The organism is Rhodococcus sp. Z13_19A (assembly GCF_058133575.1).
On record NZ_JBYUNN010000004.1, the window covers coordinates 266,568 to 289,754 of the forward strand.

A 23,187-nucleotide genomic window follows, 5' to 3' on the forward strand; every position below is an offset into this window, starting at 1 on the left:
TCACGGTTGGCCGTGGCAACATGACCGGAATGCGGCTCACCGTCGTCGGATGCTCCGGCAGTGTGGCAGGACCCGACTCCCCAGCCTCGAGCTACTTGGTGACCGCTGAGGGCGCACCACCACTGGTGATCGACCTCGGCGGCGGTGCTCTCGGAGCGCTGCAGCGCTACGTGGACCCTGCGTCGGTCACCGTGCTGCTCAGCCACCTGCACGCCGACCACTGCCTGGACATCGCCGGGCTGCTGGTGTGGCGGCGCTACCACCCGAGCCCGGTGCCGGGTCGCACCACGCTGTACGGGCCGACGGACACCGCACAGCGGCTGGCCGCGGCCTCGTGCGCGGGGACGGAGGAGGTGGAGGACATCTCCGACGTGATGGAGCTGACCCACTGGCGCAGCGGCGAGGCGGTGCGGTTCGGCTCCGTCACGGTGCTGCCGCAGCTGGTGGAGCACCCCTGCGAGGCGTTCGGGCTGCGCGTCACCGACCCGTCGGGCGTGACGCTGGTCTACACCGGCGACACCGGTCCGTGCGCGGAGGTTGAGGAGCTGGCTCAGGGCGCGGACGTGCTGCTGGCCGAGGCGTCGTGGACCGACTCCCCGAGCCGGCCGGTGGGGGTGCACCTGTCGGGCACCCAGGCCGGCCAGCTGGCCCAGAAGGCGGGGGTGGGCAGGCTGCTGCTCACCCACATCCCGCCGTGGACCTCCCGCGAGGACGTGGTGGCCGAGGCCCGCGCCGAGTTCGACGGCGAGGTGCACGCCGTCAGCGCGGGCGAGGAGCACGACATCGTGCACGGCGCCCGGGCCGGCTCGTCGGTGCCCGCGCACCCCTGACTGGCGCTGCCCGCTCATCCGCGGTTCACCCGGTCCCCACTAGGCTCGCCGGGTGTCCACACGAGCAGACGGCAGAGAAGACGACCAGCTCCGCGACGTGCGCATCACCCGCGGATTCACCGACCACCCCGCCGGCTCCGTGCTGGTGGAGTTCGGCAGCACCCGGGTGATGTGCACCGCCAGCGTCACCGAGGGCGTGCCCCGCTGGCGCAAGGGATCGGGCCTGGGGTGGGTGACGGCGGAGTACGCGATGCTGCCGGCGGCCACGCACACCCGCAGCGACCGCGAGTCGGTCAAGGGCAAGGTGGGGGGCCGCACGCAGGAGATCAGCCGGTTGGTGGGCCGCTCGCTGCGCGCGTGCATCGACCTGGCGGCGATCGGGGAGAACACCATCGCCATCGACTGCGACGTGCTGCAGGCCGACGGCGGCACCCGCACGGCGGCCATCACCGGCGCGTACGTGGCGCTGAGCGACGCGGTGACCTGGCTGCGGGCCAAGGGCGCGCTGTCCGACCCGCAGCCGCTGTCGTGCGCCATCGCCGCGGTGAGCGTGGGTGTGGTGGACGGCCGGGTGCGCCTCGACCTGCCGTACGAGGAGGACTCCCGTGCCGAGGTGGACATGAACGTCGTGCTCACCGACGCGGAGACCTTCGTGGAGATCCAGGGCACCGGTGAGGGCGCGACCTTTGCCCGCTCCACCATGGACGCGATGCTGGACCTGGCGGTGCGCGGGTGCGCGCAGCTGTCGGCCATCCAGGCAGAGGCGCTCGCGGCGCCGTACCCGGGCGTGCTGCCCGAGCCGCCCGCGCCGACCGGCAAGAAGCGAGGCTGAGCGGCCGGTGGAGCTGCTGCTGGCCAGTCGCAACGCCAAGAAGCTGGCGGAGCTGCGTCGCATCGTGACTGCGGCGCAGCTCACCGGTGTCACGGTGGTGGGCCTGGACGACGTGCCGCCGTTCGAGGAAGCTCCGGAGACCGCCCCGACGTTCGAGGGCAACGCACTGGCCAAGGCGCGTGACGGTGCGGCCGCGACCGGGATGGCCTGCGTGGCTGACGACTCGGGGCTGGCGGTGGACGCGCTCAACGGCATGCCCGGGGTGTTGTCCGCCCGCTGGTCGGGCCGGCACGGTGACGACGCGGCCAACACGGCGCTGCTGCTGGCCCAGCTGACCGACGTGCCCGACGAGCGCCGTGGCGCGGCCTTCGTGTCGGCATCGGCGCTGGTGGTGCCGGGCGGACCGGAGGTGGTGGTGCGCGGGGAGTGGCGCGGCCGCATCGCCCGTGAGCCGGCAGGCACCAACGGCTTCGGCTACGACCCCGTGTTCGTGCCCGAGGGCATGGACTGCAGCGCGGCGGAGCTCATCCCGGAGGAGAAGGACGCCGTCTCGCACCGCGCCCGTGCTCTGGAGCAGCTGTTGCCCGCCCTGCGCGCCCTCTAGCTCACGCACAGCCACCTCGGACGTCACTACGCCACCTCCCGGCAGCGGGCTGGAGGGTCGGAGTCGCTCAGGTCGGGTGGGTGGTGGATCGGGTTGGTGCGTGGTCGTTGGTCGGGGTCGAGGTGTCGGGGTGCGATCCACTCCACCCGGCCGCCGGTGCCCATGCGGACGGTGAAGCCTTCGTGGGTGATGAGGCGGTGGTCGAACGGGCAGACGAGCGCGAGGTTGTGGAGGTCGGTGGGTCCGCCGTGTTGCCACTCGTGCAGGTGGTGGACCTGTGTCCACTGGGCGGGCATCTCGCAGCCGGGTCGGGTGCAGCCACGGTCGCGGGCGTGCAGGGCTAACCGTTGCGCCGGTGAGGCCAGGCGTTGACCCTGACCGAGGTGGAGCACTTGTCCGGCGGAGTCGAGCACGCAGGGCAGCCACTTCGCCTCAGCCGCCATGCGCAGCAGATCCCGTACCGGCACCGTCCCGCCTGAGGCGGTCGACGCTGTCCCGGCGCGGCGCTCCAGGTCCGCCAGCCCCATCGTCACCACCACCGTCGCCGGCAGACCACGGTTGTTCGGGAGCTCACCGGAGGCGAGGGCGTCGCGACACAACGTGGCGAGGGCGTCGTGGTTGCGCTGGGCGGCACTGCGCGGATCCGGCGTCCCCTCTTCCGACACCGGCCGGGCGGCGGCGGAGAAGGCGGCGTCCACCAGGGCGCGGGTCATGGGGTCGAGCTCACCGCTGATGCGGCTCATCCCGTCCGGGCGTTGCCTACCGATGGTGAACCCGCGCCGCCGCGCGCGATCGGCGTCGGAGGTCTCGCGACCGTCGGGGTCGAGGTAAGCGACCAGGCGCTCCGCGGCCTTGGCCAGCTCGGAGGGCCGCAGCGCGCAGGCTTGCGCGGCGAGGGTCTGCTCGGCCATGGCGGTCGTTTCAGCGTCCAGCGAGGCCGGCAGGTCGTGCAGCGTCTTGGCGATGATCTCGGCATGCCGCGGCGAGATCTCACCAGCGGCTTCAGCAGCCGCGCACGCAGGATGGACCGGCCCGAGATCCTCCCCGGTGAAGGACGACCGAGGACCCCGCACCAAGGCGGCTCGCACCCGAGCCCGGGCCTCCTGCACGTCCAGATGCAGGGTCTCAGAGAGCAACCCCGCCGTGCCCCGGGCCAGGAACACCGTGGCCAGGGAACGGCACTCCATCTCCACGATCAACCGGTGATCCACCGTCGGCTTCATCCGGTGCACCCGCTCCACCTCGCGCACCACCGCCAACACCCCAGCATCGGACAGCCCGGCCAGCGGCACCTGCTGCAACCGCACCATCACCGCAGCGTGCTCAGCCAGCAACGAGGCGACCTCGTCGGGGAGGTCCGCCGCGACACCGTTCGAACTCATGTTCGAAGCATAAGGCGAGGCCCCGACATTTTGGCCCTGTGACCAGCGCAGACAGCAAACGGGCCGCCCCCGACAAGGTGCGGCCCGTTCTGCGGGGAGAGCTAGAGGCGCTCGCCCCGACGAATCTTGTTGGTGACCTTGTTCTCGGCCACGAAGGACATCAGGGGGACGGTCCCCGCGAGCAGCACCAGCACCGCCGAGCCGGGACGGAAGCGCGCCTTGACCGCGAGGTCCAGGGCCAGCAGCAGGTACACGACGTAGATCCACCCGTGGGCGATGGCGATGATGGAGGTGACTCCCGCGTCACCCACGGTGTACTTGAAGATCATCGCGACCACCAGCCCGACGAGCAGCACACCGGTGACGTAGGCGAGCACGCGGTAGCGCGTCAGCGCCGGCCCCACCCGGGGGCTCACCTCGTGGGCCGGGGCGCTCGCGGACTTGGCGGTGGTCATCAGCTGCTCCTGGTGGAATCGCGATCGGTCGCTGCCTGCCGGTCCTGCGCGGCGAGGTCGGCGAGGTAGGCGTTGTAGTCGGAGAGGGCACCCTCGTGGACCGGCGCGGCCGCTGTAGGCCGGGCGGGCAGCAGGTCGGCCGGAATCTCCTCCGGGTCCTGCTCACCCCCGGCCACCTCGATGGTGTCATCCTGCTGCTGCTCCTCCAGCCGGACGAACTTGCGGTAGGCGTACACGCTGACCAGCGCGAACAGCGGCCACTGCAAGGCGTAGCCCAGGTTCTGGGCCGTCCCACTGCTCTCGGAGAAGCGTTCCCACTGCCACCAGCCGAGACCGATGCAGCCACAGAAGACGACCACCACGAGGGCGACGAGTGCGCCGCGGTGGCGCCGGGCGGGTGGTGTCACGACGTCGACGGTACCCGTTGCGTCCGGTTGTGCACCGGGGGCGGACAGCGTTGGTGGCCAGCCCCACAGGCACCTTTATGCTGTCGTGCACGCGGGAGTGGTGGAATTGGCAGACACGCCAGGTTTAGGTCCTGGTGCTCGAAAGAGTGTGAGGGTTCGAGTCCCTTCTCCCGCACGCCTAGCCGGCGGCCTGGGCGACGTCCAGCTCGCGCATCAGCTTGGCGACGTGACCGGTGGCCTTGACGTTGTACTGGGCCACGCTGATCTTGCCCTCGGCGTCGACGACGAACGTCGAGCGGATGACTCCGTTGACGACCTTGCCGTAGAGCTTCTTCTCCCCGAAGGCGCCCCACGCCTGCATCACCGACTTGTCGGCGTCGGACAGCAGCGGGAAGGTGACCCCCTCCTTCTCCCGGAACTTGGCCAGCTTCGCCGGGGCGTCGGGGGAGATGCCCAGCACCGCCAGCCCCGCGCCCTCCAGCTCGCTGAGGTTGGTGCTGAAGTCGCACGCCTGCTTGGTGCAGCCTGGCGTCATGGCCGCGGGGTAGAAGTAGACGATGACGGCGCGGCCCCGGTAGTCCGCCAGCGAGACGGGGTTGCCGTCGGCGTCGGGCAGGGTGAAGTCGGGTGCGTCGTCGCCGGGGGCGAGCCGAGTCGTGTCAGTCACGACAGGCAGGTTACCGCCCGACGCCGACACCTGTGCTGGGTCTCGCGGCACCGTCTGCTCTACGGTAGGTCGGAGATTCAGCGCTATTCGGAGAGAAGAGGACACGTGGCACGGGACACCGAGAACATCGAGCGTGAGATCGAGCGCGCCAGGGACCAGCTGGCCCGGACCGTGGACGAGCTGACCGTGCGGGCCAGCCCCAAGCGCATGATCGACAACGTCAAGCACACCGTGCTGGCCAAGCTCGAGGAGCCCGCCGTGCGCAACGCCCTGATCGGCGTTGGGGCCGTTGTGGGCGTGCTGGTCCTGCGCAAGATCTTCCGCTGAGCACGGCCGTCCAGGCCTGACGCTCTCCAGGAGCCCCCGTCCGCCCCGCGCGGACGGGGGCTCCTGCGCGCCCTGCGGGTCTGCGCCCATCGGGTCTGCGCTTATCGGGTCTGCGCCCAGAGGCTCAGAGCTCGGGCCGGCGCAAGCCCATGGCGTTGGGGAAGGGCACGCCGTCCCCGTCCACCACCAGCTGGGCGAGCGGCTCGAGCAGGCGCCGCAGCGCCGCCGTGTCGATGGTCTCGTAGGCCCGGGCGGCCAGCACGTCGGTGTGCTCCTCCAGCACTGCCGCAGCCGCCGGGTCGACGTCGGCAGCCTCCTCCTCCGCGGCCTGCCACTGCGCGTCGCTCCACCCACGAAACTCCTGCTGCCGGTCGGGCACGCGGTCGGCAGCCATCAGGTGCGGCACCGGCCAGCGCAGCCCGGCGGCGGTGACCGCAGCGACGTGGCCGTCCCCGCGGTGCTCCCGCAGCACCGTGCAGTCGTGCCACAGCGCTGCCAGCGGGTCGGCGGGACGGGGCAGGGCGGCGTGCGCGGCCGCCAGCGGACGCCCGGCCAGGTCCAGCGAGGCCACCGCTGCGCCGGTGAGGGACGCCGCCCGCGTCACGTCCACCCCGTCATCGCCCAGCAGCCGGCGCAGCGCCCCCACCGCGGCGTCCTGGCGCGCCTGCAGGACGTCCCGGGGCGAGACGACCCGCCAGATCTGGGGGACCGCGCGAGCGACGAAGTCGGGTGCGAACCCAGCGAAGACCGCGGTGACCAGCTCCGCGCTGGCGGGTCCGAGCGCGGCGGCCCGGGAGGCGAAGTAGCCGGGCCAGAACCCGCGCAGGCCCAGGTCGAGGTAGGCGCTCTCGGCCTCGGGGGCGAAGTACACCGCGGCGTGCAGCACCTCGGTGAGTGCACCCAGCCGCCGAGTCTCGACCATGGTCCGACGATACGACCGGCGGCGGAAAGTGGCGCTCTGGCGGCTCAGCGAGCAGGGAGCCAGACAGAAAAAGACCCGCCCGGGGTAACCCGGGCGGGTGATGTTCTGGCGAGTGCGCCGTCAGGGACTTGAACCCCGAACCCGCTGATTAAGAGTCAGCTGCTCTGCCAATTGAGCTAACGGCGCATGCGCTTGCGGCGCGAGACAAACGATAACAGGGGCTCTGGCGACTCGCGAAATCGGCAGGTCAGCAGGCGCATTGACGGCGCTGGCCCAGGTCAGCCGGACAGCAGGTGGTCGAGCCTGCCCTGCGTGCCGCCAGTGACCTCAATCACCTTGGTGCGGCTGGTGGGCCCGCTGACCAGCTCGACCGCGCGGCGGCGCACGCCGAACGCCTCGGCCACCGCTCGCAGCGCCGCCTCGGTGGCCTTGCCGTCCACGGCGCGAGCCGCCACCCGGACCACCAGGGCGCCGTCGTGGGACCCGCCGACCTCGGTCCGGCTGGCGCCCGGGCGCACCCGGATGGCGACCCGCACGTGGTGCTGGCTCAGGCGCCGAGGTCACCGACCGTGGCGTCGAGGGTGGTGGCGAGCTGGTCGAGGTCGGTGTCGCTGTACTCGGCGGGCAGGCGCTCCACCAGCTCGTCGCGGTTGATGATCTCCACGTCGGCCGAGTCCACCTCGTCGGTCGGGTCGGTGACCTTGGCCTTGCCCTCCTCCAGCACCAGCCGGTAGTTCTCCGGCCCGGCGTCGATCAGGCGTCGCAGGTCATCGCGGGTCACAGCCACTCTGGTCTCCCTTGTCTCGCAGCGTTGTTCAGCATCGCCGTGCGGCGGCCTCCCCGAGCATTGCGCATGCCGCTGGCGTGGGCGACCTGGGGGTGGTGGAGCTCAGAGCGCGTCCGGGCCGAGCGGGCGGATACGGGCAGCGGCGCGCACACGGCCGGCCACCAGGAACCACAGGTGCACGGCGTCAGCGTCGGTCGTGGTCATCACCTCGACCTGCTCACCGCGGGTGATGGGGGTGTTGTACTCCAGCACCGCCTCGTGCGGGCCGTCCAGCAGTCCGCGGTGCTCGGCGTCCAGGTGCTCCTCCACGGCAAACCAGTAGGCGGCGTTGTTCACGTGGGAGAACCAGTCGAAGTCGGTCACCCGCAGCGGGAACGGCGTGCCCCGCAGGTGTTCGCCCTCGGGCGCGCGGGGCGGGGTGAGCATCCGCCGCCAGCGCAGCTCCCGGTCGGCCGCGGGCAGGTGGAACATCGAGAAGAAGTCCTGGGAGAGCGGGGTGGGCATCCCGGTCTCGGCGCTGACGTTCACCCAGAAGCCCTCGGTCTCGATCAGCGCTCCGTCGTCGCCCTCGATCTGCACTCGCTTGGTGCACCACCGGCTGGCGTAGCCCGAGCACCACGAGTGCAGCCGGACGTCCTCGTCGAACTGGGCCGGACGCAGCACCCGGACGACGCAGCGACGCAGCACCCAGTAGGCGTGCTTCTCGCCGAACCCGGCGTCGTTGAGGTCGTCGAAGGCGATGTCCTGGAGGTAGCGCGCCATCCCGTCCAGGCGCAGCCGCCGTTGCGGGTCCACGTCGTTGGCACGGACCCGGCGCTGCTGGGTGAACACCCGACCCTCGGTGGGGACCGCGGTGAACTCAGTGGGTTCGAGCGTTCTCATGTGCTGACATGTTGCCCCCTGCAGGCGATCTCGGTGGGACGGGGGAGGCCGCGGCCGCTCACGTGGCGCTCCGGTCGTCGGCGCCGATGGCGCCCAGCACCGCCCGGCGCATGGCGGGGCTGCTCTCCCCGAGGGCAGGGGCGACGCCGGCGATGAGCGTCTCCCGCCACACCTGCGGGTCGAACACCATCGGCTCCGTCTCGGCGAGGAACTCCCGCACCACCCGCAGGAATCCCTCGGGGTCGTCGCGGAAGGGGAAGTGACCGCTGCGGGGGAAGACGTCCAGCCGCGAGCCGGGCATGGCGGCGTGGGCCAGGTAGGCGTGGCTGACCGGGACCACGGTGTCCACCGCGCCCCAGATGATCTGCACCGGCAGCTGGGAGGTCAGGTGCACGCGGTCGAGGATGGTGACCACCTGCCCGCGCCAGTCCACCACCGCCCGCAGCGTGCGCAGGAACGCCTCGCGCGCGGTGGGGTCGGGCAGGTCGCTGAGCACGCGCACCAGGTCGGGGACGTCGTGGAAGACCGTGGCCCCCCTCAGCGGGCCCCGGTAGAGCAGCTCGGACACCCGGCCGAGCAGGCCCACCACGGTTAGGGAACCGGGCAGCCGCAGCAGGCGCAGCGCCTGGTTGGCCACCGGCAGGGCAGCCAGGCGCAGCGCGGGGTTGACCTCCTTGGTCACCCCGCCGGGGGCCACCACGACGAGCCGCTCCACCATGTGCGGGAACTGGTAGGCGAACTGCAGGGCCACACCGCCGCCCAGGGAGTGGCCCACCAGGGTGACCCGCTCGATGCCCAGCACGGTGAGCAGGTCGCGCATCCCGTTGGCGTAGGCGGCCACCGAGTAGTCCGCGCGCGGCTTGTCCGAGCGGCCGTGGCCCAGCAGGTCGGGTGCGATGACGGTGAAGCTCTGGGCCAGCTCGTCGATGACGTGGGTCCAGGTGCTGGAGCTGTCCCCGATGCCGTGGATGAGCAGCAGCGGCGGACCACTGCCCGCCGTCCGGAACGCCCGCCGGTAGCCGTGGATGGTGCGGTGCCGCAGCTGCACCTCGCCCCCCGGCGCCGGCGGCGGGTCCTGCACCACGCGCAGGGGTGGCGGGTCCGGCAGCGTGCGCGTGCTCGTGTCGCGGGGCATCCCTGCATGGTCCAGGCGGGGGGTTGCCGGGGCGTCAGGCGAGCGTTGCGTGCGAGTAACGGCGAGCCGGGTCGCCGCTGGTCCCCGCCGGCCCGCGCGCCGCAGCGGCACCAGGGTGGGGGTGGCGTCGTGGAGCAGGAAGTCGAGCACCATGCGGTTGCACAGGTCCGGCTTCTCCAGCAGCAGCGTGTGCGACGTGCCGGGGACCACCGCCAGCTCGGCGTCCGGGATGGCCCGGAACATGGCCGCGGTGTGCTCCAGCGCGATGCCGTCGTCGTCGCCGGCCATCACCAGGGTGCGGGCGGCGACGTCGCGCAGCACCTCCGGGGACATGGTCGGCTCCTCCGCCCACATGCGGCCCAGCTTGGCGGCGACCACGGCGAGGTGCTCGCGACCGTCGGGGGACACCGCGGCGTAGGAGTCGGCCACCACCGACGTCAGCGCCTCCGCCTCCAGCCAGCCCTCCACGCTGCCGCTGTGGTGGATGCTGCCGCTCACGCTGACCAGCCGCTGCACCAGGTCCGGTCGGCGCAGGGCCACCAGCAGCCCGATGGTCGCCCCGTCGCTGTGGCCCATCAGCCGGCACGGACCACCCACCACCTCGTCGAGGAAGGCGACGGTGTCCTGGGCCATCAGCTCGTAGGTGATGGGGCCGGGGACGTCGGGGGTGTGCCCGTGGCCGCGGCGCTCCGGGACGTAGACGTGGAAGTGCTCGGCCAGCGCGTCGACGTTGGCGATGAAGTTGAGCTGGTCGCTCATCCCGCCGTGCAGCAGCACCAGCGGCTCGCCGGACCCGTGCTCGGCGTACCAGGTGTTGACCCCGTTCACGGTGACGTAGCCGGACATCGAGCCTCCGTGCGTGCGTGGTGGGGCGTGGACTAGTCCGTCGCTTCCTCGTCGATCACGTGCACCGCCGCCTCCTCGGCCGAGGCGGCACTGCCGTCGATGCCGACGTCCTCGGCGAAGAGCTCGGCGTCGAGGTCCGGGCCCACGCCCTCGTCCGGGGCGACCAGCCGCCCGGAGCGCGGGCTGCCGACCTCCTCGTCCCGCGGGAACTCGCTGGCCCGCTCGGCGACGTCGGAGCGCCACTCGTCGTTGCGGTCCAGCGGCTCGTCGATCTCGGCCGCGGGGTCGGGGACCTCCTCCGCCAGCAGCTCGTCCATGGTGGCGCTGCCGTCCCGCTCGTAGGTGGGCGAGCTGTCCGGGCGCATCTCCGGGCGCGGGTACTCGGGTGGCGAGTAGCCCTCGTCCAGGGCGTCGTCCACGCCCCGGTAGAGCAGGGTGTCCTCCTGGGGCAGCTGGTCCTCGGGGTCCAGGCTGTACTCGCTGTCCCCTTCATCTCTGAAGCTCTCAGGTCCGGTCATGCCTCCACGATGTCACTGTGCGGGCGGCTGCGCTCGTGCCGCTCAGGGGCGCGACCCAGCACCACCGTGGCGTCCAGCTCCTGGTCGTGCACCACCGCCGGCTGCAGGCCGTGCGCGCTCAGCAGGGTGCACGCCTGGGGCGCCTGCGCGGCGCTGGTCTGCGCCAGCAGTCGCCCGCCAGGGGCGAGCCAGGACGGGGCTGCCGCGCAGGTGCGCGCCAGCACCCGCAACCCGTCCGGGCCACCGTCGAGGGCCACCCGCGGCTCGTGGTCGCGCGCCTCGGTGGGCAGCAGCGCCAGCTCGGCGGTCGGCACGAACGGCACGTTGGCGACCACCACGTCCACCTGCCCGTGCAGCTGCGCCGGCAGGGCGTCGAACAGGTCGCCGTGCAGCACCCGGGCACCGGTGCCGGCGAGGTTGCGGGCGGCGCAGCGCACCGCGGGCGCGTCGATGTCGGAGGCGTACAGCTGCACCCCGTCGACGGGCTCAGGCCCGCTGGCCAGCCCGGTGAGCACCGCCAGCCCCACCGCGGCGCACCCGCAGCACAGGTCCACCACCACCCGCGGGGGCCGCCCCAGCGAGCGGGCCGCCGTCACGGCCTGCTCGGCCAGCGCCTCGGTGCGCCGGCGCGGGACGAACACCCCGGGGTCCACCGCCACCACGAGACCGTCGAACTCGGTCCAGCCCAGCACGTGCTCCAGCGGGGTTCCCGACGTGCGCCGGGCCACCGTCGCGGCCAGCTCAGCCAGGGTGTCGGCGGACCGTGCCAGGAGCTGGGCCTCGTCCTCGGCGAACACGCAGCCCGCCGCACGCAGCTGCGCGACGAGCGCACTGACGTGCTCGGGGTCGAGGTCGACGGCCATCAGCGGCGAACCTACTCCCGACGGGGGCAGGCGCTAGCCTGTTCGCCATCGACACTTCCCGCAGAGCCCTGCCGTGACCGGCCGAGCACCGAGCAGGCGCCGCGCCAGCACCCCCCGCACCCGCACCGCCAAGACGGTCAAGCCGGCGCCCACCGCGGGCCCGGGGGAGCGGATCTGGATCCTCGAGGTGCCCTTCCGGGTGCAGCTGCCCGGCGTCAGCTACGTGCCGGCCTGGAAGGCCCACGCCTACGTGGGCGCCGAGCTGCCCGCCGCGCTGGCGCCCTACGCCTCGCTGCCCTACAGCTACCAGCGCTTCGTGGAGGACGAGCTCAACGGCGAGGTGGGCCCCGGTGCGCAGGCCCACCCGCGGCTGCCGCGGCCCGAGCAGTGCGACGGGGCCGAGGCCATCGTCGCTGCCGCCCGTGCCGGCGCCCGCGGCTTCTACCTGGCCGACGACCCGGGCACCGGCAAGACCATCACCGCGGTCATGGCGGTGCGCGAGATCGCCGAGCTGCGCGGGGAGAGCAGCGTGCTGGTGACGGTGGACCGGCCCACCTCCATCACCATCGCGCACTGGCGGGCTTCCATCGCCGCGGTGGGCGACGGCGGGCTGCGCTGGCTGCTGCTCTCGCCGGACCAGCTGCGCAAGCTGTTGGCCCGCAACGGCAGGCCGCGCTACCGCTTCGGCATCTGCGTGCTGGACGAGGCACACCTGTACCGGCACACCGACACCCAGCGCACCACCGCGATGCGTCGCATCGCCCGCTACACCGACGCCCACGACACCGCGCCGTTCGTGCTCGCCCTCACCGCCACGCCCGGCCACCACCCCGGCGAGATGACGTACCTGTCGCCACTGTTCGCGCAGGTTCACGACGAGCCGCCGGCGCGGTGGTCGCCGCTGGGCGCCCGGATGGCCGCCGCCGGCATCCCGCTGGAGCGCTCCCGCACGCGGTGGACCTGGACGGCGCAGGCCAAGGAGTCCGGGGCGGTGCAGCAGGCGGCCACCGAGACGGTGCGCGGCTGGCTCACCCAGGCCGACCCACCGGTGATGCTGCACCGCTCCGCACCGTGGGGGCCGGCGCCGCTGGAGGGCCTGCCGGTGGACCTCTCCGTCGACGAGCGCAGCGCCTACGAGAGCGAGTGGGGCGAGTACTGCCGGGAGATGGGCCTGGCCCGGCGCGGGCGCGACGTGGCTCGCGGGCGGGCGGCGGTGCTGCGCTTCCGGCAGAAGGCCGGCATGCTGCGGGCCCCGGCGAGCGCGGAGTGGGTGCACGCCCAGGTGGAGCGCGGCTACCAGGTGGCGGTGTCGGTGAACTTCGTGGGCACCGCCGCCGAGCCGCTGGCCGAGCTGCTCACCGACCGGGGCCTGCAGGTGGCCCGCATCTTCGGCCCGGACGCCGACCGCGAGCACGAGCGGATGCTGTTCCAGCGCGGTGCCGCCGACGTCGTGGTGTTCAACACCAGCTCCTCGATCAGCCTGCACGCCAACGAGCTGCTGGCCGACGGCACGCGGGCCAGCGCCACCCCACGGGTGGGGCTGATCCACCAGCCGTCGTACTCGGGCATCGAGGCGCGCCAGACGCTGGGGCGCACGCACCGCGACCACCAGGTGTGCCCGTGGTACCTCGGCTACGGGGTGAGCACCGTGGAGGAGCAGGTGGCCGCGGTGATGCTGGACCGGTTGCGCCAGAGCAGCGACAGCGTGGGTGCCGACACCACGGCGCTGCACTCCATCGCCGAGCTGCTGGGCGCGGACTGGTTGCCCGACGACGCCCTGAGCTGAACCGGTCCCCGGGCTGGTCGAGGTCCGGTGGGGTCGCGCCGTGGGCGTCACGCTGCTGTAACCGGTCCGTCACGTGGCGCACTTACGTTTGGCCGCATGACTGCATCTGGGGGGATCAGGAAGATGGGCGTCGAGGAGGAGTTCCACCTCGTCGACGCGCGCACGCGACGACTCACCGCGCGGGCGCCGGAGCTGCTGGCCACGCTTCCTCCGCAGGTCTACGTGGAGGAGCTGCAGCGCTGCGTGGTCGAGGTGAACAGCGGCGCGTTCGCCGACCTGCAGGCGCTGCGCGCCGACCTGGTCGGTCACCGGCGGATGCTGTGCAGCGCGGCAGCCGAGCTGGGCATGGGGGTGGTGGCCGCGGGGGCGGTGCCGCTGTCGGTGCCCTCGGAGATGCAGGTGACGCAGACCCCGCGCTACCGGCGGATGCTCGCCGACTACCAGCTGCTGGCCCGCGAGCAGCTGATCTGCGGCACCCAGGTGCACGTGGACCTGCCCGACCGGGACGAGGCGGTGGTGGTGGCCAACCGGGTGGCGCCCTACCTGGCGGTCTTCCTCGCGCTCAGCTCCAGCTCGCCGTTCTGGGCCGACGGCTCGGACACCGGCTACGCCAGCGCCCGCACCCTGGTGTGGCTGCGCTGGCCCACCACCGGCGCCAGCAGCGGCGCCGGCTCGGCCGCGGAGTACGACGCGCTGGTCGGCGACCTGGTCTCCAGCGGGGTGATCACCGACCCGGGGATGGTCTACTTCGACGTCCGCCCCTCCACCCGGCTGCCCACCCTGGAGCTGCGGATCTGCGACGGCTGCCCGTCGGTGGACTCGGTGGTGCTCATCGCCGGCCTCTTCCGCGCGCTGGTGGAGCGCGAGGTGGCAGACCTGCGGGCAGGTGTCCCGCCGCTGCAGGTCTCCACCACGCTCAACCGCGCCGCGCTGTGGCGGGCGGCCCGCTCCGGGCTGGAGGGGGAGCTGGTCGACGTGGTCACCGGCACGCCCCGTCCCGCCGGAGAGGTGGTCGACTCGCTGGTGCGGATGCTGCGTCCGCAGCTGGTGCAGACCGGCGACTGGGACACCATCTCCGAGCTGGCCCGCAGCGCCGTGCACGTGGGGAGCTCCGCCTCCCGTCAGCGCCGCACCCTGCGCCGGCGCGGCCTGCTCACCGACGTCGTGGACCTGCTGATGGCCGAGACGGCGTGCCTGCTCACCCCGCAGGCGGAGATCTCCGACCCCGAGGGCACGCTGCTGCACGGCTACCAGCTGCTGGGCAGCCCCCCCGTGGTGGACGTGCACGACGAGGCCGTGGACCACCGGGGCGAGGTGCGGCCGGAGTACCAGCACGTGCTGAAGCTCGCCGCCGGGCTCGGTCCGGCCGGGCTGCGCAAGCGGCAGGCGGAGGTGGAGCGGGAGCAGAGCATCGACGGGGTGACCTTCCGGGTCAGCGGGGAGGGCCAGCCGCAGATCTTCCCGCTGGACGTGGTGCCGCGGCTGGTGCCCGCCCACGACTGGGAGCTGCTGCAGCGCGGCCTCGCCCAGCGCACGCTGGCGCTCAACGCGTTCATCGAGGACGTCTACGGCGAGCGCACGCTGGTGCACGACGGGGTGCTGCCGCCGGAGGTGCTCGACCGGGCGCCGGGCCTGCGCGAGAGCGGGCTGCTGGCCCCACGCGGGCGGGTGCGCACCCACTTCAGCGGGGTCGACCTGGTGTGCACCGGACCCGGCTCGTGGCTGGTGCTGGAGGACAACCTGCGGGTGCCCTCCGGCGTCGCCTACGCCCTGGCCAACCGCAGCCTGATGTGCGGAACTCTCCCCGAGCTGGAGATGCCGGCCGACGTGCTCTCCCACGACGCGGTGGCCGGGATGATCCGGGACACCCTGCTGGCCGCCGCACCCCCGCGGGCCGGTGACGCGGTGTCCGCCGCGGTGCTCACCTCCGGCTGGCAGGACTCGGCCTACTTCGAGCACAAGCTGATCGCCGACCAGACCGGGCTGCCGCTGGTGCGCACGGAGAACCTCTCGGTGAACGACGGAGTGCTGCACCTGCACCACGGGCGCCAGTCCCGGCGCATCGACGTGCTCTACGTGCGGATGGACGAGGACATGCTGCTGTCCTCCCTCGGCCACGACGGCCAGCCGCTGCGCCAGGGGCTCACCGAGGCGCTGGGCAACGGCACCGTGACCCTGGCCAACGCGCTGGGAAACGGGGTGGGTGACGACAAGGCGATCTACCCCTACGTCCCGGCGATGATCGACTACTACCTGGGCCAGGCGCCCATCCTCGACCAGGTGCCCACCATGGTGTGCGCCGACCGCGCCCAGCGCGACGAGGTGCTCGGCCGGCTCGCGGAGCTGGTGGTCAAGCCCATCGACGGCTTCGGTGGTGCGGGCATCACCATCGGGCCGGAGTGCACCGACGAGGAGCTGGCCGAGCGTCGGGTGGAGCTGATGACCCACCCGGAGCGCTACATCGCCCAGGAGGTGGTGCCGCTGTCCACCCACCCCACCTTCGACGGCACCGGCTTCTACCCCCACCACGTGGACCTGCGGGCGTTCGTGCACCTGCGCGCCGACGGCGACCGGGTGGACGCGCACGTGGTGCCGGCCGCGCTCACCCGGGTGGCGCCCGCGGGCACCAAGATCGTGAACACCTCGCGCGGCGGCGGTGGGAAGGACACCTGGATCCAGGGCTGAGCAGCCCAGGGCAGCTCAGGGCTGCGGACTTCCGGGCTGGACCAGTCACCACCAGGAGACGAGGAGATCGACATGTGCGGCCTGTGCGGCGAGATCAGGTTCGACGGCTCCAGCCCCGACGTGGGCGCGGTCGAGCGGATGACCGAGGCGATGACCACGCGCGGCCCCGACGGCGGCGGCGTGCACGTGCGCGGCGCCGCGGCGCTGGGACACCGCCGGCTGTGCATCATCGACCTGTCCAGCCGCGGCAGCCAGCCGATGGTGGACGAGGAGCTGGGCCTGTCGCTGGTGTTCAACGGCTGCGTCTACAACTACCAGCAGCTGCGCGCGGAGCTGGCCGGGCAGGGCTACCGCTTCGCCTCCACCTCCGACAGCGAGGTGGTGCTCAAGGCCTTCCACCGCTGGGGCAGCGACTGCGTGCAGCACTTCGTCGGGATGTTCGCCCTCGCCGTGCTCGAGCACCGCAGCGGCGTGCTCACCCTGGCCCGCGACCGCCTCGGCATCAAGCCGCTGTACCTGGCTGAGTCGCCGGGGCGGCTGCGCTTCGCGTCGTCGGTGCAGGCGCTGCTGGCCGGGGGCGGGGTGGACACCGAGCTCGACCGGGTGGCGCTGCACCACTACCTCAGCTTCCACTCGGTGGTGCCCGCCCCACGCACCATCTACCGGGGGGTGCGCAAGCTGCCACCGGCCACCGTGCGGGTGGTGCAGCCCGACGGCACCAGCAGCGAGCACCGCTACTGGGACCCCGTCTTCGCGCCCAGCCCCGACCGGGCCGACTGGTCCGCCCGCGACTGGCAGCAGGCGCTGCTGGACTCGCTGCGCACCGCCGTGTCCCGCCGGATGGTGGCCGACGTGCCGGTGGGGGTGCTGCTGTCCGGGGGCATCGACTCCAGCCTGGTGGTGGCGCTGCTGGCCGAGCAGGGCCAGCGCGACCTGGCCACCTTCAGCATCGGCTTCGACTCCGCGGGCGGGGAGTCCGGCGACGAGTACGCCTACTCCGACCTGGTTGCGAACACCTTCGGCACCGCCCACCACCAGATCCACGTGGACTCCGCGCGGCTGCTGCCGGCGGTGGAGCCCACGATCGCGGCGATGGGCGAGCCGATGGTCAGCCACGACTGCGTGGCGTTCTTCCTGCTGTCGCAGGAGGTCAGCCAGCACGTCAAGGTGGTGCAGTCCGGTCAGGGCGCCGACGAGGTGCTCGGCGGCTACGACTGGTACCCCCCGCTGCTGGGGGTGCCGCGGGCCCAGGCCAGCGAGGCCTACCGGGCGGTGTTCGTGGACCGCCCGCACGACGCCATCGGCTCCCTGCTGTCGGCGGAGTACCACCTCGACCACGACGTCAGCGCCGACTTCGTCCGCGCCCACCAGCAGCGCCCGGGTGCGTCCACCGCGGTGGACGCCGCGCTGCGGCTGGACACCACGGTGATGCTGGTGGACGACCCGGTGAAGCGGGTGGACACCATGACCATGGCGTGGGGGCTGGAGGCCCGGGTGCCGTTCCTGGACCACCAGTTCGTGGAGCTGGCCGCCACCTGCCCGCCGGAGCTGAAGCTGGCCTCGGGCGGCAAGGGGGTGCTCAAGGACGCCAGCCGGGCGCTGCTGCCGGCGGCGGTGGTGGACCGGACCAAGGGCTACTTCCCGGTGCCCGGCATCCGGCACCTCGACGGCGGTGTGCTGGAGCTGGTGCACGACGCCCTGGGCAGTCGCAGCGCCCGCGACCGGGCGCTCTACCGTCCCGAGGCGCTGGAGAAGCTGCTGGCCACCCCCAACGAGGACCGGACCACCCTGGGGTCCAGCTCGTTGTGGCAGGTGGCGGTGCTGGAGATGTGGCTGCAGACGATGGAGAGGTTCTAGCGTGACGACGTTCGTGGGGCTGCCGGAGCCGGCGGGGCTGACCAAGCGGGTCCGGTTCACCTCGCACGCCTCGCTCTCGCCCGATGCCACCGCGTTCGCCTGCATCGTCGACGAGGGTGGCTACCCCCGGGCGGAGCAGCGCTTCCTGTCCGGGCGCACCACCACCCACGCCCGCTGGGTGGAGCTGCCGGTGTCCGGGCCCATCACCAAGGTCATCCACTCCGCGGACGGGCGCTGGCTCGCCTGCCAGATGGCCCCCGACGGCGCCACCCGCACCCAGGTGTGGGTGGTGACCACCGATCCGGACGACCGCGCCGCCCGCCGTCTGGGCACGGCTGAGGACTGCTCGATGGAGCTGGCCGGCTGGGACGGCACCCGGGTGGCGGTGACGGCGATCGACGCCGACGGGGTGGCCGAGGCTCGGCTGGTGGACCCGCACACCCAGGCGGTGCAGGTGCTCGACCGCCGCCGGGGTGGGCACCTGGTGGACTCCTGGGACGGCACGGCGCTGCTGCGGGTGGGGCCGCGCGGTGACCGCGAGCTGCTCATGCTGCGCGGCGGTGCCGCCCTGCCGCTGCTGCCCCGCGACCCGGGCTCCACCACCGACGTCGGCATCATCCTGGACGAGCGGCACAGCCCGGGGCGGCCGGAGAAGTACCGCTGGAACGGGCCCGACCAGCCGCCGGCCCGGCGTCGCGTCCGGGCCCTGGTGCGCAGCGACCACGGCTGCGAGCACGCCCGGCTGCTGGAGGTTGCCCTCTGGGAGGGCGGCGGCGAGGCCATCTCCTGGCGGGTGCTCGCCGAGCGGGCGGACTGCGACCTGGACGAGTTCGTCGTCAGCGACGACAGCTCGACCGTGGCGCTGCTGTGGAACGTGGGCGGGGTGAGCGAGCTGCAGGTGCTCGACCTTGCCGACGGCCACCTGCACCCGCCGGTGGACCTGCCCGGGCTGGTGGCCGCCGACCTCAGCGTCAGCGCGGGCGGCTCGATGCTCGCGGTCACCGTGCAGGGTCCCAGCATGCCGCCGTCGGTGGCGCTGGTGGAGCCGCGCACGGGGGAGTGGGGCCCGCTGGAGCCGGTGGACCCAGCGCCGGTGCCGGTGCACTCCCCGGTGCTGTGCGAGCTGACCGCCACCGACGGGACCCCGCTGTCGGGCTGGCTCTACCGCTCGGCGCACTCCGGTCCCGGCCCGGTGCTGCTGTACTTCCACGGTGGTCCGGAGGCACAGGAACGGCCGACCTACAGCGAGCTGTACCCCGCGCTGGTGGACGCGGGGGTGAGCGTCTTCGCGCCCAACGTCCGTGGCTCCGGCGGGTTCGGGCGCACGTTTGTGCACGCTGACGAGGGGGACAAGCGCTTCGCCGGGATCGACGACGTGGCCGACTGCGTGGCTCACCTGGTGGCCGAGGGCATCGCCGACCCTGCCCGGGTGGCGTGCGCGGGCCGCTCCTACGGCGGCTACCTGACGCTGGCCTCGCTGACCTTCCACTCCGAGCTGTTCGCCGCGGGGGTGGCGATCTGCGGGATGAGCAGCCTGGCCAGCTTCTACGAGAACACCGAGCCGTGGATCGCCGAGGCGGCCTACCCCAAGTACGGCCACCCGGTCCGCGACCGCCAGCTGCTGGAGGAGCTCTCACCCATCAGCCACATCGCCAAGCTCACCGCGCCGCTGCTGGTGGTGCACGGCGCGCACGACACCAACGTGCCGGTGTCGGAGTCGGAGCAGGTGGTGGCGGCGGTGCAGCGGCAGGGCGGGCAGGCCGAGCTGCTGCTGTTCGCCGACGAGGGCCACGAGATCGTCACCCGGGCCAACCGGGCCGCGCTGGTGGACGCGGTGGTCCGCTGGGTCACCCAGCACGCCGGCTGAGCAGCAACGCTGGCGGCGCGCACCCACGGGTGTGAGGGTGGAGGGCACGCCCCCCTTCCCCCGAGCATCGGAGCACCCGCCATGACCGACCTGCCCAGCACGACCCTGGAGATTCGTTCCCTGGTGAGCAGCGCGGGGCGGCTGGAGCTGTCGCTGGAGGAGGTGCCGGTGCCCGCACCCGGTGAGGACGAGGTGGTGGTGCGGGTGGAGGCTGCGCCCATCAACCCCTCCGACCTCGGGCTGCTGTTCGCCGGTGCGGACATGCGCACCGCGCAGGCCTCGGGCACCGAGTCCCGGCCGGTGGTCACCGCCGAGCTGTCCAGCGCCGCCATGCGGGCCCTGGCCCAGCGGGTGGACGTGCCCATGCCGGTGGGCAACGAGGGCTCGGGCACGGTGGTGGCCGCCGGGTCCGGCCCGCAGGCCCAGGCCCTGCTGGGCAAGCGGGTGGCGATGATCGGCGGCGGGATGTTCACCCAGTACCGCTGCGTCAGCACCGTGGAGTGCATGCCGCTGCCCGAGGGTGTCACCGCCGAGCAGGGCGCGTCGGCGTTCGTGAACCCGCTGACCGCGCTGGGCATGGTGGAGACGATGCGCCGCGAGGGTCACTCCGCGCTGGTGTTCACCGCCGCGGCGTCCAACCTGGGCCAGATGCTGAACAAGATCTGCCTGGCCGACGGCATCGGGATGGTGAACATCGTCCGCAAGCAGGAGCAGGAGGACCTGCTCCGCGAGCTCGGCGCCACCCACGTCTGCAACTCCACCTCGGACAGCTTCATGTCCGACCTCACCGACGCGATCGCCGCCACCGGGGCGACCATCGCCTTCGACGCCATCGGCGGCGGCAACGGGGCGGGGCAGATCCTCACCTGCATGGAGCAGGCCCTCAACCGCAACGTCACCGAGTACTCCCGCTACGGCACCGACGTGCACAAGCAGGTCTACATCTACGGCGCGCTGGACCCGCGCCCCACCGAGATCCGGCGCAACTTCGGCTTCGCGTGGGGGATGGGCGGCTGGCTGCTGTTCCCGTTCCTGCAGCGGGTGGGCCACGACGTGCGACGCCGCCTGCAGGAGCGGGTGGCCGCGGAGCTGACCACCACCTTCGCCAGCCGCTACGCCAAGGAGGTCTCCCTGGCCCAGGCGCTGCAGCTGTCGGAGATGGCCGGCTACGGGTCGCAGTCCACCGGCGCGAAGTACCTGATCACCCCGAACAGCTAGCGGGTGAGGCTGTCCTGCTGGGCCGCCAGCTCGGCGACCAGCAGCTCGTACAGGTCGGGGTAGTGGTCGGCGTGGTCGCCGTCCAGCCAGATCACCGGGCGACCGCCGCGGGGGGAGAGCGGGCCCTGGCGCCACAGCAACAGCTGGTTGAGCGACTCCTCCGGCTCGCTGGCCCCCAGCAGGTAGACGGTGGCGGGATCGACGCTGCCGTCGCGACCGGCGAACCACTGCGCGGTGCGGGTGCGCTCGCTCTCCCAGCGTGCACCGCGGCCCAGCTCGTCGGTGCTCAGCAGGTCCACGAAGGTGGTGAAGCCGCGCCAGCCGTTGACGCAGGCCAGCAGCTCGCGGTGCAGCCGCTCCAGCGGATGGCCCAGGCGACGCTCCACCTCGCCCAGCTGCGCCTCGCGCGCACCGGCCGCCGGGCTGGTGGCGGCGTAGAGCAGCGGCTCGTTGTCGTTGAGGGCCGGGCGCAGCAGCACCATCGCCTCCAGCGGCCCGGCCCACCGGCGGGCGCCCGAGCGCGGTGGCGGCAGGGCCACGGTGTGCGGGTCGGCCGGATCGACCAGGATGCCCACGTCCGGCGGCAGCTGGGACTGCAGCTCGCCACCGGTGAGCACCTGCCACCGGCACGGACCCTCGTAGCCCTCCAGGCGCTGCGGACAGGAGAAGGCCAGCACCCAGCTGCCCATGCCGGGCACGGTGCGCACCATCAGGTCGGCCTCCGGCGAGCGCTCCACGTACACCGTTGCCCCGGCGAAGTGGTGCCGAAACTGCTGGGCGGAGCCGGCTCCGGAGAGCAGCGCGGTGCAGGCGTCGACCAGCTGCTGCTCGCAGCTGAGGTGCTGGTGCGGGAGCCCGGCGTTCTCGACCATTTCGTCACCATCTCACGGAATGGCGCGGAGGTGGCGAACATTGCGAGTGCCCGGTGGCCGGGATTCTGGGACCAGAGCCAGGCGTGGCGGGACGTGATGGTGGCGGTTCAGGACGTGATGTTGGCAGCACTGGGGGGCCCTGGCGGGGCCCGGCGCCTAACCTGAGACAGGTCCTGCTGCGCCGCTCGTCCGGCTGCCGACTCTCGCTCGTCCTTCGGAGGAAATCTCTTGCCTGTCGCGCTGCTCGCGCTTGCTCTCGGCGGTTTTGCGATCGGCACCACGGAGTTCGTGATCATGGGTCTGCTGCCCGAGGTGGCTGCGGACGTCGGGATCTCCATCCCCACGGCGGGTCACCTCATCTCCGGCTACGCCGCCGGGGTGGTGGTGGGCGCGCTGGTGCTCACCGCGGCCACCGTGCGGCTGCCGCGCAAGACGGTGCTGTTCGGGCTGATGGGCCTGTTCGCGGCGGGCAACCTGCTCTCCGCCCTCGCCCCCACCTACGAGCTGCTGCTGACCGCCCGCGTCATCGCCGGGCTGCCGCACGGTGCGTTCTTCGGCGTGGGGGCGGTGGTGGCGGCCGGCATGGTCGAGCCCGGTCGCCGGGCCAGGGCGGTGTCCATGATGTTCCTGGGCCTCACCATCGCCAACGTGGTGGGCGTGCCCGGCGCCACGCTGCTGGGACAGTCGCTGGGCTGGCGCTACGCCTTTGCCGCCGTGGCCGTCATCGGGGTGGCCACCATGGTGGCGGTGTCGGTGCTCGTCCCGACCGTCGAGCGCGCTCCCGACGACGAGGTTCCGGTGCTGCGCCACGAGCTGGCTGCGCTGCGCCGGCCGCAGGTGCTGCTGTCGCTGGCGGTGGTCACCTTCGGCTTCGGTGGGCTGTTCGCCTGCTACAGCTACGTGACGCCGATGATGACCGACGTGGCCGGCTTCGCGCCCAGCTCGATCACCGGCATCCTGATCGTGGTGGGTGTGGGCATGACCATCGGCTCCTACCTGGGCGGCAAGCTCGCCGACTGGGCCCCCGAGCGCACCCTGGTGGCCGGGTTGGTCGGGCTGATGGTGGTGCTCGTGCTGCTGAGCCTGGGGGCGTCCGTGCCGTGGCTGGCGGTGACGCTGCTGTTCTTCGTGGGCCTGTTCAGCATGGGCATGGGCCCGGCCATCCAGACACGGATCATCGGGCAGGCCGAGGACGCGCCCACCATGGTCTCCTCGGCCATCCAGTCCGGCTTCAACGTGGCCAACTCCCTGGGTGCCTGGCTGGGCGGACTGGTGATCGCCGCGGGGGCAGGCTTTCGCGCGCCCAACCTGGTGGGTGCTGGGCTGGTCGCGGTGGGGCTCGCGCTGCTGATCCTCTCGCTGGTGCTCAACCGCCGCGAGCGCACCCCTGCGCTGGTGGCGGCCGAGGCCGAGGAGCCGGTGTCTGTCGGGAGCTGACCCGTCCG

At 72.7% G+C, this 23,187-nt stretch carries 22 protein-coding genes, 2 tRNA genes and 1 pseudogene; 11 read left to right on the forward strand and 14 right to left on the reverse strand.

Features of this window, described 5'->3' with window-relative positions; genetic code table 11:
• Positions 1–29: 29 nt before the first annotated feature.
• The 3 genes from AC3YNX_RS16240 to rdgB are packed head-to-tail and all read left to right on the forward strand — an operon-like array spanning position 30 to position 2,266.
• Positions 30–830, forward strand: a complete 801-nt coding sequence (locus AC3YNX_RS16240; RefSeq protein ID WP_489996290.1) for an MBL fold metallo-hydrolase — start codon at positions 30–32, stop codon at positions 828–830.
• 52 nt (positions 831–882) lie between these two features.
• Positions 883–1,662 (forward strand): ribonuclease PH, encoded by a 780-nt coding sequence (gene rph / locus AC3YNX_RS16245; RefSeq protein WP_489982793.1) that lies wholly within the window; start codon positions 883–885, stop codon positions 1,660–1,662.
• Between the two features lie 13 nt (positions 1,663–1,675).
• Positions 1,676–2,266 (forward strand): RdgB/HAM1 family non-canonical purine NTP pyrophosphatase, encoded by a 591-nt coding sequence (rdgB, locus tag AC3YNX_RS16250; RefSeq protein ID WP_489983442.1) that lies wholly within the window; start codon positions 1,676–1,678, stop codon positions 2,264–2,266.
• Positions 2,267–2,292: 26 nt separating this feature from the next.
• Here rdgB and AC3YNX_RS16255 read toward each other — a convergent pair whose 3' ends face one another.
• The 3 genes from AC3YNX_RS16255 to AC3YNX_RS16265 all read right to left on the reverse strand — a co-directional run bounded on the left by AC3YNX_RS16255 (position 2,293) and on the right by AC3YNX_RS16265 (position 4,510).
• Complete coding sequence (locus AC3YNX_RS16255; protein ID WP_489996143.1) at positions 2,293–3,648, reverse strand: HNH endonuclease signature motif containing protein; 1,356 nt, start codon at positions 3,646–3,648, stop codon at positions 2,293–2,295.
• Between the two features lie 101 nt (positions 3,649–3,749).
• Entirely contained in the window at positions 3,750–4,103 is a 354-nt protein-coding gene (locus tag AC3YNX_RS16260; protein WP_489996144.1) for a DUF3817 domain-containing protein, read from the reverse strand.
• A complete protein-coding gene (locus AC3YNX_RS16265) occupies positions 4,103–4,510 on the reverse strand; it encodes a hypothetical protein (protein ID WP_127783546.1) in 408 nt (135 codons plus the stop codon). Before AC3YNX_RS16265 ends, AC3YNX_RS16260 begins: the two co-directional genes overlap by 1 nt.
• Positions 4,511–4,601: 91 nt before the next feature.
• On the opposite strand from AC3YNX_RS16265, the gene AC3YNX_RS16270 reads away from it, so the two are divergent.
• Positions 4,602–4,685, forward strand: a tRNA-Leu gene (locus AC3YNX_RS16270).
• A 3-nt stretch (positions 4,686–4,688) separates the two neighbouring features.
• Here the strand turns inward: AC3YNX_RS16270 and bcp are convergent.
• On the reverse strand, positions 4,689–5,177 hold the full coding sequence (bcp, locus tag AC3YNX_RS16275) for a thioredoxin-dependent thiol peroxidase (protein ID WP_489996145.1): 489 nt from the start codon (positions 5,175–5,177) through the stop codon (positions 4,689–4,691).
• Positions 5,178–5,282: 105 nt separating this feature from the next.
• Between bcp and AC3YNX_RS16280 the strand changes: the two genes are divergently transcribed.
• Complete coding sequence (locus tag AC3YNX_RS16280; protein WP_127783544.1) at positions 5,283–5,504, forward strand: DUF3618 domain-containing protein; 222 nt, start codon at positions 5,283–5,285, stop codon at positions 5,502–5,504.
• A gap of 124 nt (positions 5,505–5,628) precedes the next feature.
• On the opposite strand, the gene AC3YNX_RS16285 is transcribed toward AC3YNX_RS16280, so the two are convergent.
• The 9 genes and pseudogenes from AC3YNX_RS16285 to AC3YNX_RS16325 all read right to left on the reverse strand — a co-directional run bounded on the left by AC3YNX_RS16285 (position 5,629) and on the right by AC3YNX_RS16325 (position 11,457).
• Positions 5,629–6,426 carry an SCO6745 family protein gene (locus AC3YNX_RS16285; protein ID WP_489996146.1) on the reverse strand — a complete coding sequence of 266 codons (798 nt, stop codon included), beginning with the start codon at positions 6,424–6,426 and terminating at the stop codon, positions 5,629–5,631.
• 113 nt (positions 6,427–6,539) lie between these two features.
• A tRNA-Lys gene (locus AC3YNX_RS16290) sits at positions 6,540–6,612 on the reverse strand.
• Positions 6,613–6,704: 92 nt separating this feature from the next.
• Entirely contained in the window at positions 6,705–6,962 is a 258-nt protein-coding gene (locus AC3YNX_RS16295) for a DUF167 domain-containing protein (RefSeq protein ID WP_127783542.1), read from the reverse strand.
• An 11-nt stretch (positions 6,963–6,973) separates the two neighbouring features.
• Positions 6,974–7,213, reverse strand: coding sequence for a hypothetical protein (locus AC3YNX_RS16300; protein WP_127783541.1), 240 nt, complete (start codon positions 7,211–7,213; stop codon positions 6,974–6,976).
• A 102-nt stretch (positions 7,214–7,315) separates the two neighbouring features.
• Positions 7,316–8,095 (reverse strand): acyl-[acyl-carrier-protein] thioesterase, encoded by a 780-nt coding sequence (locus tag AC3YNX_RS16305; protein ID WP_127783540.1) that lies wholly within the window; start codon positions 8,093–8,095, stop codon positions 7,316–7,318.
• Between the two features lie 58 nt (positions 8,096–8,153).
• On the reverse strand, positions 8,154–9,230 hold the full coding sequence (locus tag AC3YNX_RS16310; RefSeq protein ID WP_489996291.1) for an alpha/beta fold hydrolase: 1,077 nt from the start codon (positions 9,228–9,230) through the stop codon (positions 8,154–8,156).
• A gap of 171 nt (positions 9,231–9,401) precedes the next feature.
• A pseudogene (locus AC3YNX_RS16315) lies at positions 9,402–10,076 on the reverse strand (alpha/beta fold hydrolase); the annotation flags it as partial.
• Between the two features lie 32 nt (positions 10,077–10,108).
• Positions 10,109–10,594: a DUF5709 domain-containing protein gene (locus tag AC3YNX_RS16320; RefSeq protein WP_489996147.1), complete on the reverse strand. Its 486-nt coding sequence runs from the start codon at positions 10,592–10,594 to the stop codon at positions 10,109–10,111.
• Positions 10,591–11,457, reverse strand: coding sequence for a putative protein N(5)-glutamine methyltransferase (locus tag AC3YNX_RS16325; protein WP_489996148.1), 867 nt, complete (start codon positions 11,455–11,457; stop codon positions 10,591–10,593). Before AC3YNX_RS16325 ends, AC3YNX_RS16320 begins: the two co-directional genes overlap by 4 nt.
• Before the next feature lie 73 nt (positions 11,458–11,530).
• On the opposite strand from AC3YNX_RS16325, the gene AC3YNX_RS16330 reads away from it, so the two are divergent.
• The 5 genes from AC3YNX_RS16330 (at position 11,531) to AC3YNX_RS16350 (ending at position 20,870) form a co-directional block, all read left to right on the forward strand.
• The gene (locus tag AC3YNX_RS16330) at positions 11,531–13,243 is read left to right on the forward strand and encodes a DEAD/DEAH box helicase (RefSeq protein WP_489996149.1); all 1,713 of its coding nucleotides are present in this window, start codon (positions 11,531–11,533) and stop codon (positions 13,241–13,243) included.
• 96 nt (positions 13,244–13,339) lie between these two features.
• Positions 13,340–15,928 (forward strand): glutamate--cysteine ligase, encoded by a 2,589-nt coding sequence (locus AC3YNX_RS16335; RefSeq protein ID WP_489996150.1) that lies wholly within the window; start codon positions 13,340–13,342, stop codon positions 15,926–15,928.
• Positions 15,929–16,000: 72 nt separating this feature from the next.
• On the forward strand, positions 16,001–17,785 hold the full coding sequence (locus AC3YNX_RS16340) for an N-acetylglutaminylglutamine amidotransferase (protein ID WP_489982806.1): 1,785 nt from the start codon (positions 16,001–16,003) through the stop codon (positions 17,783–17,785).
• A gap of 1 nt (position 17,786) precedes the next feature.
• Positions 17,787–19,652 carry a S9 family peptidase gene (locus AC3YNX_RS16345; RefSeq protein ID WP_489996151.1) on the forward strand — a complete coding sequence of 622 codons (1,866 nt, stop codon included), beginning with the start codon at positions 17,787–17,789 and terminating at the stop codon, positions 19,650–19,652.
• Positions 19,653–19,733: 81 nt separating this feature from the next.
• Positions 19,734–20,870: a zinc-binding dehydrogenase gene (locus AC3YNX_RS16350; RefSeq protein ID WP_489996152.1), complete on the forward strand. Its 1,137-nt coding sequence runs from the start codon at positions 19,734–19,736 to the stop codon at positions 20,868–20,870.
• Here AC3YNX_RS16350 and AC3YNX_RS16355 read toward each other — a convergent pair.
• Positions 20,867–21,742, reverse strand: coding sequence for a hypothetical protein (locus AC3YNX_RS16355; protein ID WP_489996153.1), 876 nt, complete (start codon positions 21,740–21,742; stop codon positions 20,867–20,869). The genes AC3YNX_RS16350 and AC3YNX_RS16355 overlap by 4 nt on opposite strands.
• A 228-nt stretch (positions 21,743–21,970) precedes the next feature.
• On the opposite strand from AC3YNX_RS16355, the gene AC3YNX_RS16360 reads away from it, so the two are divergent.
• Positions 21,971–23,179: an MFS transporter gene (locus AC3YNX_RS16360; protein WP_489996154.1), complete on the forward strand. Its 1,209-nt coding sequence runs from the start codon at positions 21,971–21,973 to the stop codon at positions 23,177–23,179.
• The last annotated feature ends 8 nt before the right edge of the window (positions 23,180–23,187 follow it).

Coding starts and splice junctions, on each gene's coding strand:
- AC3YNX_RS16240 (WP_489996290.1), top strand. CDS start 30: ATGCGGCTCACCGTCGTCGGATGCTCCGGCAGTGTGGCAGGACCCGAC.
- AC3YNX_RS16255 (WP_489996143.1), bottom strand. CDS start 3,648: ATGAGTTCGAACGGTGTCGCGGCGGACCTCCCCGACGAGGTCGCCTCG.
- AC3YNX_RS16260 (WP_489996144.1), bottom strand. CDS start 4,103: ATGACCACCGCCAAGTCCGCGAGCGCCCCGGCCCACGAGGTGAGCCCC.
- AC3YNX_RS16285 (WP_489996146.1), bottom strand. CDS start 6,426: ATGGTCGAGACTCGGCGGCTGGGTGCACTCACCGAGGTGCTGCACGCC.
- AC3YNX_RS16305 (WP_127783540.1), bottom strand. CDS start 8,095: ATGAGAACGCTCGAACCCACTGAGTTCACCGCGGTCCCCACCGAGGGT.
- AC3YNX_RS16310 (WP_489996291.1), bottom strand. CDS start 9,230: ATGCCCCGCGACACGAGCACGCGCACGCTGCCGGACCCGCCACCCCTG.
- AC3YNX_RS16320 (WP_489996147.1), bottom strand. CDS start 10,594: ATGACCGGACCTGAGAGCTTCAGAGATGAAGGGGACAGCGAGTACAGC.
- AC3YNX_RS16325 (WP_489996148.1), bottom strand. CDS start 11,457: ATGGCCGTCGACCTCGACCCCGAGCACGTCAGTGCGCTCGTCGCGCAG.
- AC3YNX_RS16335 (WP_489996150.1), top strand. CDS start 13,340: ATGACTGCATCTGGGGGGATCAGGAAGATGGGCGTCGAGGAGGAGTTC.
- AC3YNX_RS16340 (WP_489982806.1), top strand. CDS start 16,001: ATGTGCGGCCTGTGCGGCGAGATCAGGTTCGACGGCTCCAGCCCCGAC.
- AC3YNX_RS16350 (WP_489996152.1), top strand. CDS start 19,734: ATGACCGACCTGCCCAGCACGACCCTGGAGATTCGTTCCCTGGTGAGC.
- AC3YNX_RS16355 (WP_489996153.1), bottom strand. CDS start 21,742: ATGGTCGAGAACGCCGGGCTCCCGCACCAGCACCTCAGCTGCGAGCAG.